The sequence below is a fragment of the Bradyrhizobium pachyrhizi genome (assembly GCF_029714545.1).
Classification (GTDB): domain Bacteria; phylum Pseudomonadota; class Alphaproteobacteria; order Rhizobiales; family Xanthobacteraceae; genus Bradyrhizobium; species Bradyrhizobium pachyrhizi.
The window spans coordinates 509,886-524,146 of sequence record NZ_CP121667.1; the positions used below are offsets into that span (position 1 = coordinate 509,886).

The 14,261-nt window shown below is 64.8% G+C and carries 14 protein-coding genes; 10 read left to right on the forward strand and 4 right to left on the reverse strand.

All coding sequences use genetic code 11. The features are described 5' to 3' along the window. Nucleotides 1-43: 43 nt before the first annotated feature. On the forward strand, nucleotides 44-646 hold the full coding sequence (locus QA639_RS02380) for a helix-turn-helix domain-containing protein (RefSeq protein WP_157347411.1): 603 nt from the start codon (nucleotides 44-46) through the stop codon (nucleotides 644-646). Nucleotides 647-763: 117 nt separating this feature from the next. Here QA639_RS02380 and QA639_RS02385 read toward each other — a convergent pair whose 3' ends face one another. The 3 genes from QA639_RS02385 to QA639_RS02395 form a co-directional block, all read right to left on the reverse strand. Next, nucleotides 764-1,012 carry a hypothetical protein gene (locus QA639_RS02385; protein WP_028336359.1) on the reverse strand — a complete coding sequence of 83 codons (249 nt, stop codon included), beginning with the start codon at nucleotides 1,010-1,012 and terminating at the stop codon, nucleotides 764-766. Between the two features lie 155 nt (nucleotides 1,013-1,167). After that, nucleotides 1,168-1,887, reverse strand: a complete 720-nt coding sequence (locus QA639_RS02390) for a Crp/Fnr family transcriptional regulator (RefSeq protein ID WP_157348972.1) — start codon at nucleotides 1,885-1,887, stop codon at nucleotides 1,168-1,170. A gap of 190 nt (nucleotides 1,888-2,077) precedes the next feature. Next, nucleotides 2,078-2,788, reverse strand: a complete 711-nt coding sequence (locus QA639_RS02395) for a Crp/Fnr family transcriptional regulator (RefSeq protein ID WP_244978918.1) — start codon at nucleotides 2,786-2,788, stop codon at nucleotides 2,078-2,080. 550 nt (nucleotides 2,789-3,338) lie between these two features. On the opposite strand from QA639_RS02395, the gene QA639_RS02400 reads away from it, so the two are divergent. From QA639_RS02400 to QA639_RS02425, 6 genes are all read left to right on the forward strand, one after another. Continuing rightward, nucleotides 3,339-4,862, forward strand: coding sequence for a flagellin N-terminal helical domain-containing protein (locus QA639_RS02400; protein WP_157348973.1), 1,524 nt, complete (start codon nucleotides 3,339-3,341; stop codon nucleotides 4,860-4,862). Between the two features lie 388 nt (nucleotides 4,863-5,250). Beyond that, nucleotides 5,251-7,965, forward strand: a complete 2,715-nt coding sequence (locus QA639_RS02405; RefSeq protein ID WP_283088106.1) for a hybrid sensor histidine kinase/response regulator — start codon at nucleotides 5,251-5,253, stop codon at nucleotides 7,963-7,965. A gap of 22 nt (nucleotides 7,966-7,987) precedes the next feature. Further along, nucleotides 7,988-8,461, forward strand: a complete 474-nt coding sequence (locus QA639_RS02410; RefSeq protein WP_283089095.1) for a chemotaxis protein CheW — start codon at nucleotides 7,988-7,990, stop codon at nucleotides 8,459-8,461. 43 nt (nucleotides 8,462-8,504) lie between these two features. Beyond that, nucleotides 8,505-8,894 (forward strand): response regulator, encoded by a 390-nt coding sequence (locus tag QA639_RS02415; protein ID WP_018269419.1) that lies wholly within the window; start codon nucleotides 8,505-8,507, stop codon nucleotides 8,892-8,894. A 37-nt stretch (nucleotides 8,895-8,931) separates the two neighbouring features. Further along, nucleotides 8,932-9,789, forward strand: a complete 858-nt coding sequence (locus QA639_RS02420; RefSeq protein ID WP_028338016.1) for a CheR family methyltransferase — start codon at nucleotides 8,932-8,934, stop codon at nucleotides 9,787-9,789. 3 nt (nucleotides 9,790-9,792) lie between these two features. After that, nucleotides 9,793-10,110 carry a hypothetical protein gene (locus QA639_RS02425; protein ID WP_028338017.1) on the forward strand — a complete coding sequence of 106 codons (318 nt, stop codon included), beginning with the start codon at nucleotides 9,793-9,795 and terminating at the stop codon, nucleotides 10,108-10,110. Nucleotides 10,111-10,248: 138 nt separating this feature from the next. Here the strand turns inward: QA639_RS02425 and QA639_RS02430 are convergent, their stop codons facing one another. Then, nucleotides 10,249-10,557 (reverse strand): hypothetical protein, encoded by a 309-nt coding sequence (locus QA639_RS02430; protein ID WP_157348847.1) that lies wholly within the window; start codon nucleotides 10,555-10,557, stop codon nucleotides 10,249-10,251. 155 nt (nucleotides 10,558-10,712) lie between these two features. Here QA639_RS02430 and QA639_RS02435 point away from each other — a divergent pair, with 155 nt between their 5' ends. The 3 genes from QA639_RS02435 (at nucleotide 10,713) to QA639_RS02445 (ending at nucleotide 14,094) form a co-directional block, all read left to right on the forward strand. Next, nucleotides 10,713-11,345, forward strand: a complete 633-nt coding sequence (locus QA639_RS02435; RefSeq protein ID WP_018269422.1) for a response regulator transcription factor — start codon at nucleotides 10,713-10,715, stop codon at nucleotides 11,343-11,345. Between the two features lie 189 nt (nucleotides 11,346-11,534). Continuing rightward, nucleotides 11,535-13,274 (forward strand): L-arabinonate dehydratase, encoded by a 1,740-nt coding sequence (gene araD / locus QA639_RS02440; protein WP_050383646.1) that lies wholly within the window; start codon nucleotides 11,535-11,537, stop codon nucleotides 13,272-13,274. A gap of 100 nt (nucleotides 13,275-13,374) precedes the next feature. Continuing rightward, nucleotides 13,375-14,094, forward strand: a complete 720-nt coding sequence (locus tag QA639_RS02445; protein ID WP_157348848.1) for a ribonuclease activity regulator RraA — start codon at nucleotides 13,375-13,377, stop codon at nucleotides 14,092-14,094. The last annotated feature ends 167 nt before the right edge of the window (nucleotides 14,095-14,261 follow it).

Genomic DNA, 14,261 nt, shown 5'->3' on the forward strand with positions numbered 1-14,261 from the left:
CGTGTTAACGCGGCCACAAGTTCACCTTTGGTAAACCATACTTATGACGCAACATGACAACCGAGCCGAGGCGCGCCTTCCGGCATGGATGGGTGGAACCGCGACGCTCGAGCCGCAGCCGCTTGAGACTCAGGAACCCGCAACGCCGCGGCCGCAGGCGGACGCCGGTGCCGCAATCGTCCGGCAGTTCAATGGGCCGGTGACGGCGCTGCTGCTCTATATGAACGAGCTGAAACAGCACAGTCAGCAATTCGCGCACGCGCCCGGCAATGGTGTCTATCTGCGGCAGGTGATCGAGAACGCGCTCGAGCAGACCGAGCGCGTGTCCGCGATGCTGAAGCAGATTTCCGACCTCTATCCCAATGCCGTCCCGGCCGCGGAACTCAAGCCGCCGGGCGACGACAAGCCGGCAGGCTCCCGGTCGCCGGATGTCATGTTCGCGCCGGAAGCCGGCCGCAAGCCGTTGACCAAGCGCGAGCGTGAAGTGCTCAGCCTGATCAGCGACGGCTATTCCAACAAGCAGGGCGCGCTGCGGATGAACATCAGCCCGCGCACCTTCGAGAGCCACCGCGCCGAGGCGATGCGCAAGCTCGGCGCGCGCAACACCGCCGACCTCGTCCGCAAGGCCCTGTTGCATTCCGCATAGAGCGTTTTCAAGCGAACTGGTTCGCGTAAAGAAGACGCGTCAAAACTGAAATCCGGAGCCGCGTCCCGATTCCATCGAAACGCTCTGAGCGACGTTCGGTTCGCTAGAACCCGGTTCTCAGAAGCCGTCTTCCGCGGCGAAGCACAGGCGCGGCGCGAGCCGCGCGGCCGGCGCGGATGCCTTCGGTTCATCCGGAACGATCGTGACCAGCCACGCCGCCGTCGCGCCAGACTTGCTTTCGACGATCGCGCGCACGCGTCCCGTGACGGTCGCGCCGGCCGACCGTACGGTGGCGGTCCGGCCGTTGAACTGGGCCATGCGGAAGCGCCGCGCTTCTTTCCGATCGGTCGTCTGGTACGTGAACATCGGCTCCCCCGTGCGTCCACGTGAATGTGGGGAAACAGCGTTATCCGACGGTGAAAATCGCACGCCGTAGAAGTACGGCTTGCACAGCGGTCGGAGCGCTTTCGGGCGAAGCGGGTGCCGGGTCGCATGACGACAACGCGGCAAGATAAAAAGCTCTAGCGGCCGACTTCCTGACAACTCAGCAGTCCCGCATATTGCGCCTTGACCGCGGCGTAGCATTCGCACGCCGTCTTGATCAGCCCATCCGCGTTGGTGATCTCGATGTGTCCGCGGCTGTAGTGGATGAAATTGGCCTGTTGCAGCGTATGCGCGACCAGCGACACGCTGTTGCGGCGCGCGCCGATCATCTGCGCCATCGCCTCCTGCGTCAGGACGATCTTGTTGCTGCCGGAGAGATCGCGCGTGTGCAGCAGGCATCGCGCCAGCCGTGACTCCACGGTGTGCGCGGCGTTGCAGCCGGCCGTTTGCTGGATCTGGGCGTAGACGGCGAGCCCGTGCCGGATCAATCTCGCGCGAAGCGTCGGGCTCTGGCCGGCAGCTGCGCGCAACGGCTCGAGTTCCACGGTCGAGGCGACGCCGGGCACCAGCACCGTGGCGTTGTTGAGGACAGGCCCTTCGACGAGCGGGGCGAATGCGCCATAGATGCTGTCGCGGCCGACCATCGCGACCTGCACGCGCTCGCCTCTTGCCAGCTTGACCACCAGCGAGATCACGCCCTTGTGCGGCATGTATGTCCTCTTGAGCATCTCGTCGGTCTCGACCAGGACCGAGTCGGCCGCGAGGTCGACCGTCCGCAGATGCGGCCGAATCAATTCGAAATCGCTCGCCGAGAGCGACGCCAGGAATCCGTTGGGTGATCGCGGAACCGTTTCCAAAGCAACCTCCAGCCTGCCGGCAAAGCTTGTCTCTGGGCCCAGGGCTGACGCGTGCAGCTTGACGTCGTTGCAACCTATTCTGGCACGTCAGGGTTCCAATGGAAACATGTCTTGGTTCCAATAGGAATAGACCTATCGCCGCACATTCGGGTTGTGTGGTCGGTCACAGTTGGGGCTGGGCGGCGCGCGGTCAGTCTTCCGGCCCGATCAATTGTTCGGCGTGCGCCTTGACCGTCGTATAGCATTCACACGCCGCCTTCCGCAGCCCGTCGATATCGGTGATCTCGATATGACCGCGGCTGTAACGCAGGATGCCGGCCTGCTGAAACCCATGCGCGACAATCGAAACCGCATTGCGCCGGACGCCGATCATCTGCGCCAGCATCTCCTGGGTTAGCGGCAACGCCTCGCTGCCGCACAGATCGCGCGCGCGCAGCAGCCATCGTGACAGCCGTGCCTCCACCGGATGGGAAACGTTGCAGGCGACGGATTGTTGCGTCTGCGCCATCAGCGCCTGCTCATAGAGCGCAACCAGGGTCCGGAAATCCGCGCTGCGATTTGCTGCCTCGCGGAAATCCTCCGCCCGCATCATCGAGGCCGAGCCTGGCACCACGACAATCGCGTCGGCAAGCGGCGGCCGCTCGTGCAGGGCGGCAGACGCGCCCACGATGCCATCGCGACCGACGGTTGCAATTTCGACAGATTGCCCGTCGGACAGATTGATCATCATCGAGACCACGCCGCTATGCGGAAAATAAACCCGCTGCACCGGCGCGCCGGCATCGGCGAGCGCCGTTTCCTTGGTCAGGTCGACGGTTTCCAGAAGGGGATGGAGTTGCGCGTACTCCGTGGGGGGAAGTGCTTGCAACAGACGATTGGGCGGACGCGATACCGCGGACATTGCTGCTCCTGCCGAGGGCGGGAGCACTACGGTCTCGCATCACCTACTCTTGGCGTGTGGAAGGACTGCGAACATAGCTTGCCTGTCCAATTGCACAAGGGTTGTGGTGTCGAAACTATACCCTCTAGAGGGCAGACGGCGCGGCCGCCGCCGGCGCCGGTGATCGACGTCGATCCGCGCGGCGCGAGATACGAGCGCGACTTTGTCTCTCATTTGTTGATTTCCATTAACTCTGTTCCTCGCCGGACTTGGCATCGTGGTGGCTTGCAACGCCGGCTATCGACGCGCCGGGCCGGCCGCGCCGGGATGTCGCAAGTCCTGCACATGCGCAGGAAATTCAGGGCCATGACGTCGGTCCGGCGCCGACCGCGCGCTGCCGGGGCCAGCCATCGCGCCGGCCGCCCGTCGAATCACCGGCAAGGCCGTCCTGGGTATTTGTACGGACCAGCCCTTTAACGAACGGGTAGCGCCGACGGACCAGTGTGGCGTGGGTCGCCGTGCGAAATTTACGGCGTCGCGTCAATCGTGTTCATCCAGAAGGGTATCCAGTATGTCCGGCATCGTTCTTTCGGCATCGGTCCGTCAAAATCTGCTTTCGCTGCAGTCGACCGCTGACCTGCTCGCCACCACGCAGAACCGCTTGTCCACCGGCAAGAAGGTCAACACTGCGCTCGACAATCCGACCAACTTCTTCACGGCGCAGTCGCTCGACAACCGCGCCAGCGACATCAACAACCTGCTGGACGGCATCGGCAACGGCGTGCAGGTACTGCAGGCCGCCAACACCGGCATCACCTCGCTGCAGAAGCTCGTCGACAGCGCCAAGTCGGTCGCCAACCAGGCCCTGCAGGCTGCGGTCGGCTATTCCGCGAAGTCGTCGGTGACGACCGCCGCGATCCCCGGCGCGACCGCCGACAACCTTCTCGGCACCGCGACCCCGACCAATGCGACCCTCACCAGCACCGCCGCCTATACCGGCATCGACCTCACCGCGGCCGGCGCGAACCTGACGTTCCAGATCAACAGCCAGACTGTGACCTTGAACTCGGGCACGAACTACTCCGCCACCCAGGTTCGCGACGCCATCAACACGCAGGTCGGCGCCAGCGCCAAGGTCGCCGCCTCGATCGACGGCACCGGCAAGCTGGTCCTGACCAGCACCAACACCGCCGGCGCCGCGGACTCGCTCACGGTCGGTACGTTCAGCTCGGGCGACGCGACACAGCTCGGCCTCCCGGCCGGTGCGACGGCGACCGCAAACGGCACGGCCGGCGCGAGCGCGCTGGACACCCTCACGCTGACCATCGGCGCGACCGGCAACGGCACTGCGACCAACATCACCTTCGGCACCGGTGCCGGCAAGGTGAAGTCCCTCAACGACCTGAACGCCGCGCTGGCGGCCAACAACCTGCAGGCCTCGCTCAGTGCGGCCGGTGCGCTCACCATCAGCACCACCAACGATGCCGCTTCGGCGACCATCGGCACGATCGGCGGCACGGCGGCCGGCGCCGGCAAGCTGTTCAACGGCCTCACGGGCAGCGCTCCGGTGCAGGACCCGACTGCGTTGGCGAACCGCGCCAACCTGGTCAACCAGTACAACAACATCCTGGACCAGATCACCACGACCGCCCAGGACGCGTCGTACAACGGCATCAACCTGCTCAATGGCGATCAGCTCAAGCTGACCTTCAACGAGACGGGCTCCTCGACGCTGAAGATCCAGGGCGTGACCTTCGACGCCACCGGCCTCAACCTCACCAAGCTGACCGCCGGCACGGACTTCGTGGACAACGCTTCGGCCAACGCCACGCTGAAGACGCTGAACAACGCGAGCGGCCTGCTGCGCACCCAGGCTTCGACCCTCGGTTCGAACCTGTCGATCGTGCAGATCCGCCAGGACTTCTCGAAGAACCTGATCAACGTGCTGCAGACCGGCTCGTCCAACCTGACGCTGGCCGACACCAACGAGGAAGCGGCCAACAGCCAGGCGCTGTCGACCCGCCAGTCGATCGCGGTGTCCGCGCTGGCGCTGGCCAACCAGTCGCAGCAGAGCGTGCTGCAGCTGCTCCGCTAAGCGTAGCCGCGACAGACATCGACTATCGAGGCGGCGGAGGAAACTCCGCCGCCTTTTCTTTGGCTGCGCTTAGCCATCCCGCCCGGTTCAACCAATGAGCGATCGCGTTCGGATGCAAGCGATCGGCATGTCGCGAACGTTTCGCAAGACTTAGCGGTCCTCGATTCCAATTAGTTCAAATTGCGATGACTGGTGGAACGGGCTCTTTCCCGTCCGGGTGGTAAGGCCTGTCCTCGTGAGACCGGCCGTGATGTCGTGATGCGTCGTCGAACTGCAGAAGGGCTTCATCGTCCGTATTTGCACGGACGGCAAAATTAACGTCGCCGTGAAGCCGGCCCAGTTATCGATGCAAGGCGAGTGTTCCGTAGCACCTTGAGGGGACCTATCCATGGACGATCTGTTGCGCGAGTTCCTGACGGAGAGCAGCGAGAGCCTGGATACGGTCGACAACCAGCTGGTGCAGTTCGAGCAGGATCCGAACAACGCGAAGATCCTGGATAACATCTTCCGGCTAGTGCACACCATCAAGGGCACCTGCGGCTTCCTCGGGCTGCCGCGGCTCGAGGCGCTGGCGCATGCCGGCGAGACCTTGATGGGCAAATTCCGCGACGGCATGCCGGTGAAGGCGGAAGCCGTGACGCTGATCCTGTCCTCGATCGACCGCATCAAGGAGATCCTTGCAGGGCTCGAGGCGACCGAGGCCGAGCCTGAAGGCAACGACCGCGATCTGATCGATCAGCTCGAGGCCATGGTCGAGCACGGCATGGCGGCGATGGCAGTTGCTGCTGAAGAAGACGTGCCGGTCGTCGAAGCCCCGTCCGTGCAGGCGGCAATGACCGATGGCACGCTGGTGGTGCAGACGCTGGAGCGTCCGCTGCGTCCGGGCGAGGTCTCGCTCGACGAGCTCGAGCGCGCCTTCCGCGAGACCGAGACCGAAGTCGCCGCACCGGCGCCGGTCGTGAAGCCTGCCGCTGCGGCTCCCGCCGCCGAGCCGGCTGAGGCTGCAAAGAAGCCGGCCCGCAAGGCCGCCGGTGAGGACGTTCAGGAAGGCGACAAGATCGCCAACCAGTCGATCCGGGTCAATGTCGACACCCTCGAACACCTCATGACCATGGTCTCCGAGCTGGTCCTGACCCGCAACCAGCTGCTGGAGATCTCCCGCCGCAACGAGGACACCGAGTTCAAGGTGCCCTTGCAGCGGCTCTCCAACGTCACCGCCGAGCTGCAGGAAGGCGTCATGAAGACGCGCATGCAGCCGATCGGCAATGCCTGGCAGAAGCTGCCGCGCATCGTCCGCGACCTCTCCGGCGAACTCGGCAAGCAGATCGAGCTCGAGATGCACGGCGCCGACACCGAGCTCGACCGCCAGGTGCTCGACCTGATCAAGGATCCGTTGACGCACATGGTGCGCAACTCCGCCGATCATGGGCTCGAGACCACCGCCGAGCGGGTCGCCGCCGGCAAGGGAGAACAGGGCACCATTCGCCTGTCCGCCTATCACGAGGGCGGCCACATCATCATCTGCATTGCCGACAATGGCCGCGGGCTCAACACCGAGCGGATCAAGGCCAAGGCGCTCCAGAACGGTCTCGTCACCGAGGCCGAGCTGGAGAAGATGACCGAGGCCCAGATCCACAAGTTCATCTTCGCGCCGGGCTTCTCGACCGCCGCCCAGGTCACCTCGGTGTCGGGCCGCGGCGTCGGCATGGACGTGGTGCGCACCAATATCGACCAGATCGGCGGCACCATCGACATCAAGAGCGTGGCCGGCGAGGGTGCTTCCGTCACCATCAAGATCCCGCTGACCCTTGCGATCGTCTCCGCCCTGATCGTGGAAGCCGGCGGCGACCGCTTTGCGATTCCCCAATTGTCTGTCGTCGAGCTGGTGCGCGCCCGCGCCAACTCCGAGCACCGCATCGAGCGCATCAAGGACACCGCGGTCTTGCGCCTGCGCAACAAGCTGCTGCCGCTGATCCACCTCAAGAAGCTGCTCAAGATCGACGACGGCGCGACCACAACCGACGCCGAGAACGGCTTCATCGTGGTCACTCAAGTGGGCAGCCAGACCTTCGGCATCGTGGTCGACGGCGTGTTCCACACCGAGGAGATCGTGGTCAAGCCGATGTCCACAAAACTGCGGCACATCGACATGTTCTCCGGCAACACCATTTTGGGCGATGGCGCCGTGATCATGATCATCGACCCCAACGGCATCGCAAAAGCGCTGGGCGCGTCCGGCTCCTCGGCCCATGACCTGGCCGACGACAATGCGAACGCCCATGCGGCGAGCGGCGAGCAGCTGACCTCGCTGCTGGTGTTCCGCGCCGGCTCCGCGCAGCCCAAGGCGGTGCCGCTCGGCCTCGTCACCCGGCTGGAGGAGATCGCAACCGACAAGATCGAGCTCTCGAACGGCCGCTACATGGTGCAGTACCGCGAGCAGCTGATGCCGCTGGTGCAGATGGCCGGGGTCGAGGTGCAGTCGCAGGGTTCGCAGCCGATCCTGGTGTTCGCTGACGACGGCCGCTCGATGGGGCTCGTGGTCGACGAGATCATCGACATCGTCGAGGAGCGGCTCAACATCGAGGTCGCGGGTTCGCAGGACGGCATTCTGGGCTCGGCCGTGATCAAGGGCCAGGCCACCGAGGTGATCGACGTCGGCCACTTCCTGCCGATGGCGTTCGCCGACTGGTTCTCGCGCAAGGAGATGCGCCCGTCGGCCTCGGCGCAGTCGGTGCTGCTGGTCGATGACTCAGCGTTCTTCCGCAACATGCTGGCGCCGGTCTTGAAGGCCGCCGGCTACAAGGTCAGGACCGCGGGCGGCGCGCAGGAAGGGCTCGCCGCGCTGCGTTCGGGACAGGCCTTCGACGTCGTGCTGACCGACATCGAGATGCCCGAGATGAACGGCTTCGAGTTCGCCGAGAACATCCGAAGCGACCACAATCTGATCGGGCTGCCGATCATCGCGCTGTCGGCGATGGTGTCGCCGGCGGCGATCGAGCGCGGCCGGCAGGCCGGCTTCCACGACTATGTCGCCAAGTTTGACCGTCCCGGGCTGATCGCGGCGCTGAAAGAGCAGACCGCCGAACTGCGCCGGGCGGCATGACACGGGATAAGGACAAGGATTGATGACCAGCAAGACCGAGACAAGCGAAGGCGCGATGGCCGAATACGTCACCGCCGTGATCGGCGGGCAGCTGTTCGGCCTGCCGATCTCGCGGGTGCAGGACGTGTTCATGCCGGAGCGGCTGACGCGGGTGCCGCTGGCCTCCAGCGAGATCGCCGGCGTGCTCAATCTGCGCGGCCGGATCGTCACCGTGGTCGACATGCGCGCCCGGCTCGGGCTGCCGAAGGCCGATGACGGCCAGCTGCCGATGGCGGTCGGCGTCGACCAGCGCGGCGAATCCTATGGCCTGCTGATCGACCAGATCGGCGAGGTGCTGCGGCTGCCCGACGACAGCCGCGAGGACAACCCGGTCAACCTCGATCCCCGCATGGCCAAGCTCGCCGGCGGCGTCCACCGCCTCGACGGCCAGCTCATGGTCGTCCTCGACGTCGATCGCGTGCTCGAACTGGTGCCCAAAACAGCTGCTGCAGCGTAACACTCCACCGCGGAGACGGTGGATTCCACAAGGAGGCCAACACATGAAGACATGTCTCGTCGTCGACGATTCCGGCGTGGTGCGAAAGATCGCGCGCCGCATCCTCGAAGGAATGGAGTTCACCGTCATCGAGGCCGAGGACGGCGCGGTCGCGCTCGAGGCCTGCAAGCGCGCGCTGCCGGATGCGGTCCTGCTCGACTGGAACATGCCCGTGATGGACGGCTTCGAATTCCTCGTGCAGCTCCGTCGCATGCCCGGCGGCGATCAGCCCAAGGTCGTGTTCTGCACCACCGAGAACGGCATCGACCACATCTCGCGGGCGCTGCATGCCGGCGCCAACGAATACATCATGAAGCCGTTCGACAAGGACATCGTGATCGCGAAATTCCAGGAAGTGGGTCTGCTGGCGCTCGACGCGTCGGCCGAAGCCTGACACCCAGTTTCACCATTCAGTCCCTTGTGAGGCTCCCGTGACGCCCCCCGACTACGAGTATCTGCGTAAGCTCCTGAAGGACCAGTCCGGTCTCGATCTGTCCGCGGACAAGCAATATCTGATCGAGAGCCGCCTGCTGCCGCTGGCGCGCAAAAGCGGCCTGTCCGGCATCCCCGACCTGGTCGCCAAGATCAAGGCGGGCTCGTCCACGCACACCGTCCAGGTGGTCGAGGCCATGACCACCAACGAGACGTTCTTCTTCCGCGACAAGGTGCCGTTCGAGCACTTCCGCGACACCATCATGCCGGAGATGCTGAAGGCACGCGCCACGCGCCGTAGCGTCCGGATCTGGTGCGCCGCCGGCTCGACCGGCCAGGAGCCCTATTCGCTGGCGATGTGCCTGAAGGAAATGGGCGCGGCGCTTGCCGGATGGCGCGTCGAGATCATCGCGACCGATCTGTCGCAGGAGGTGCTGGAGAAGTCGAAGGCCGGCATCTACAGCCAGTTCGAGGTGCAACGCGGACTGCCGATCCAGATGCTGGTCAAGTACTTCAAGCAGTCGGGTGAATTCTGGCAGGTCAATCCCGAGTTGCGCGCGATGGTCCAGCACCGCCAGCTCAATCTGCTGCACGATTTCTCCCAGCTCGGCTCGTTCGACGTGATCTTCTGCCGCAACGTGCTGATCTATTTCGATCAGGACACCAAGATCAATATCTTCAACCGTCTCGCCCGGTTGATGGAGGCCGACGGCTTCCTGGTGCTGGGCGCCGCCGAAACCGTGGTCGGCCTGACCGACACGTTCAAGCCGATTCCCGAGCGGCGCGGCCTGTACCGGCCGAGCGGGGTGCGGGGCGTGCTCGCCATGCCGAAGCCTGCCATGGCGGTCGGATATTGAGCAATGACCGAGGACGGCAAATCCATTGAGCGGGTCACCTTCAGCCGGGGTGTCGACGTCTGCATCATGGCCATCGACGGCACCTGGCGGCGTGACTGCCAGCTCAATGCCATCTCCGACACCGATGCCTCGCTGACCGTCGAAGGTTCCATTCAGGGGCTCAACCTGAAGGAGTTTTTCCTCCTGCTGTCCTCGACCGGACTTGCCTATCGCCGTTGCGAACTGGTCCGCGTCAACGGCACCGAAATGGACGTCAGCTTTCTCAAGGGCAAGCCGAGCAAACGGCGATCGTCCGCGGACGAAGAGCGGGCCAGGGCCTGACGTCAGGACGACCTGATCCGACCGGGCGGGCAAGGCCCGCGGCCAATCCGGACGATGCGTGGAACAGATCGTCGACTGATGGGTTGGGCGTCGTCGGGACAGTCGAGGTGATTGGGCCGAACCTGTCGTGGCGGCGGGTCAGTTCAGCAGACGCGCTGCTGCCCCGGAATCGCGCAGGCGGTCGAGCGCCGTGCCGAGGCCGGCATCGCATGCCTTCAGGGCGGTGGATGCAGTGAGGTAGCGCGGGGTAACGTCGTCGAGAACGACGGTGTCGGCGTCGGCCTGCCGCGCGGCCAGCAAGGCCTCTCGCGCAATCGCCGCTTCGATCAGCTGCAGGCTCGCCTGGACATGGCCAATCAGCGCGACCAAGTCCGTCACGATCAGACCGCAGGGATCATTGCCCTCGTCCAAGCGCGCCGCAACGCGGTCCGACGCTGCATTTTCCATGCATGTTTCTCCACTGCCCCCCCACTTTTAGGGAACGCGGTGCTACTTGTGCGTTAAGCGGACGTCCCGTACAAATACGGGTCCATTGATCGAGATGGTCGAGTTAGTTCTTGTGCGGTCAGGGCAGCACGTTTCACCACTAATGGACGATGCATATGGTTGAGAATGGCGCTCCGCGCGGGGAAATTTTTGTAGTCGACGACGATCCTGCCGTTCGCGAGACGCTTTCAGTGGTCCTGTCGACCGCTGGTTACAAGGTGATCTGCTTTGCGGACGGCGCGGCGCTGCTCGCGGTGGCGCGCAGCAGGACACCGGCCTGCATCCTGCTCGACGTGCATATTCCCGGCAAATCCGGCCTCGATATCCTGAGGGAGCTGCATGGCGAGGATTATCCGGCGCCGATCTTCATGATCTCCGGTCAGGGTGACATCGCGATGGCGGTCAGCGCCATCAAGAACGGCGCGCTCGACTTCATCGAGAAGCCGTTCCGCGGCAACGAGATCGTGAGCCGTCTTAACGAGGCGATCGACGCCTACACCAGGCGCCAGGCCGAGACCTCGGCGTCGCGGATCGCCGCGCTGCATTTCCCGGGTCGCGAGCCGCTGACCCGCCGCGAGCGCGAGGTGCTCGAGCAATTCACCGCGGGCGCCTCCAACAAGGAGGCCGGGCGCCACCTCGGCATCAGCCCGCGCACGATCGAGGATCACCGCGCCAACATCATGAAGAAGCTCGGCGCGCGCAACGCCGCCGATCTGGTCCGCATCGTGATGACGGCGCAGCAAAAGTAGGCCACGGCCGGTTTACGTTCCGATCGCCACATTGCGGAGCCTGTGCGGCGCACGTTGAGCGAACGGCACGTCTGCGCCGGGCGCGGGACGACACGTCAGAAAATCGAGTATATGCCTGACGCAGGGCAGGCGCGCCCGAACCGCGCGCGTGCGAGCAATGTCGAGACCCATGACATCGAGACAATGGCGATGACGAAGAAGAACAAGACCCCGGATCAATTGCGCAGCGCGCGCTGGTTTGCGCCCGACGATTTGCGCGCCTTCGGCCACAGATCGCGGGCGATGCAGATGGGTTACGCGCCGGAAGAGTGGCGCGACCGGCCGGTGATCGCGATCATCAACACCTGGTCGGATGCGCAGCCCTGCCACATGCATTTCAAGAGCCGGGTCGACGACGTCAAGCGCGGCGTGCTGATGGCCGGCGGCTTTCCGCTCGAGCTGCCGGCGCTGTCGCTGTCGGAATCGCTGTTGAAGCCGACCACGATGCTCTACCGCAACATGCTGGCGATGGATGCCGAGGAACTGCTGCGCGGCCATCCGGTCGACGGCGTGGTGCTGATGGGCGGCTGCGACAAGACCACGCCCGGCCTGCTGCTCGGGGCCACCAGCATGAACCTGCCGGCGATCTACCTGCCCGCCGGACCGATGCTGCGCGGCAACTGGAAGGGCCGCACCCTGGGCTCCGGCTCGGACGCCTGGAAATACTGGGACGAGCGCCGCGCCGGCAAGATCTCCGACAAGGACTGGGTCGACATGGAGGCCGGCATCGCCCGCAGCTACGGCACCTGCATGACCATGGGCACGGCCTCGACGATGACGGCGATCGCGGAAGCGATCGGCATGACGCTGCCGGGCGCCTCGTCGATCCCCGCGGCCGACGCCAACCACATCCGCATGAGCTCGGAGGCCGGCCGCCGCATCGTCGAGATGGTGTGGGAGGATCTGACCCCGCAGAAGATCCAGACCCGCAAGGCCTTCGAGAACGCGATCACGGTCGCGATGGCGATGGGCTGCTCGACCAACGCCATCATTCACCTCATCGCGCAGGCGCGCCGCGCCGGCCAGGACATTTCGCTCGACGATTTCGAGATCGCGAGCCGCAAGGTACCTGTGATTGCCAATGTGCGGCCGAGCGGCGACCTCTATCTGATGGAGGATTTCTTCTATGCCGGCGGGCTGCCCGGTCTGATGAACCGGATCAAGCCGCATCTGCATCTCGACTGCATCACCGTCACCGGCAGGACGCTCGGCGAGAACATCGATGGCGCCGAGGTGCACAATGACGACGTGATCCGCACCGTCGACAACCCGATCTACAAGGAAGGCGCGCTCGCGGTGTTGAAGGGCAATCTCGCGCCCGATGGCTGCGTCATCAAGCCAAGCGCCTGCGATCCGCGTTTCCTCAAGCACACCGGGCCTGCGTTGGTATTCGACGACTATCCGTCGATGAAGAAGGCGGTCGATGATCCCGATCTCGACGTCACGGCCGATCACGTGCTGATCCTGCGCAATGCCGGCCCGCAGGGCGGGCCGGGCATGCCGGAATGGGGCATGCTGCCGATCCCGACCAAGCTGGTGAAGCAGGGCGTGCGCGACATGGTGCGGCTGTCGGACGCGCGCATGAGCGGCACCAGCTACGGCGCCTGCATCCTGCACGTGTCGCCGGAATCCTATATCGGCGGCCCGCTGGCGCTGGTGCGAAACGGCGACCGCATCACGCTCGACGTCGCCGCGCGCACCATCAATCTCGATGTGCCGGAGGCAGAGCTGGCCAGGCGCCGCGCCGAATGGAAGCAGCCCGAGCAGCGCTTCGAGCGCGGCTATGGCTGGATGTTCTCGAAGCACATCAAGCAGGCCAATGAGGGCTGCGACTTCGATTTCCTCGAGTCCGGTTTTGGCAAGCCGGTCGGCGAGCCGTCGATTTATTAGTTCATCACACCGTCGTTCCGGGGCGCGAAGTGAACCCGGAACCTCGAGATTCCGGGTTCACGCTTCGCGTGCCCGGAATGACAGCCGGGGACAAAGCATCATGTCAAAACTCAACGACACCACCCGCAACAAGCTGAAATCTGTCTCCACCGCGACGGTCGCGACCGCGCTGTTCAAGCGCGGCTTGCGCATCCAGATGATCCAGGACGTTCATCCGCTCGGCCCGGATCAGCCGACCATGGTCGGCGAGGCCTTCACGCTGCGCTACATGCCGGCGCGCGAGGATCTGAACGGGATCGAGGTGTTCCGCGATCGCTCGCATCCGCAGCGCAAGGCGATCGAGGATTGCCCTGTGGGCGCGGTGCTGGTGATGGACAGCCGCAAGGATGCGCGCGCAGCGTCGGCCGGCGCTATCCTGGTGACGCGGCTGATGAAGCGTGGCTGCGCCGGCGTCGTCACCGACGGCGGCTTCCGGGATTCGGCCGAGATCGCGCGGCTCGGCTTCCCGGCCTTTCATCATCGTCCGAGCGCGCCGACCAACCTCACGCTGCATCAGGCGATCGAGATCAACGTGCCGATCGGCTGCGGCGATGCGCCGGTGTTTCCCGGCGACGTCATCCTCGGCGACAGCGACGGCGTCATCGTGATCCCGGCGCATCTCGCCGACGAGATCGCCGACGAGACCTTCGAGATGACCGCGTTCGAGGATTTCGTCACCGAGCAGGTCCAGAACGGCCGCGGCATCTTCGGGCTCTATCCTGCGACCGACGAACAGACGCTGAAGGATTTCGCGGCGTGGCGGAAGGCGAAGGGGCGGTAGCCACCACAACCACCGCCGTCGTCCGCTTGATAAGCGATCGCCATACATTCCACCGTCGTCCCGGCGAAGGCCGGGACCCATAGCCACAGGGAGGAGTTTGGCGAAGACCGGCAATGCCGTGGGACTGCGACTTCCTTGCTCGATGGATCACGCGGTATGGGTCCCGG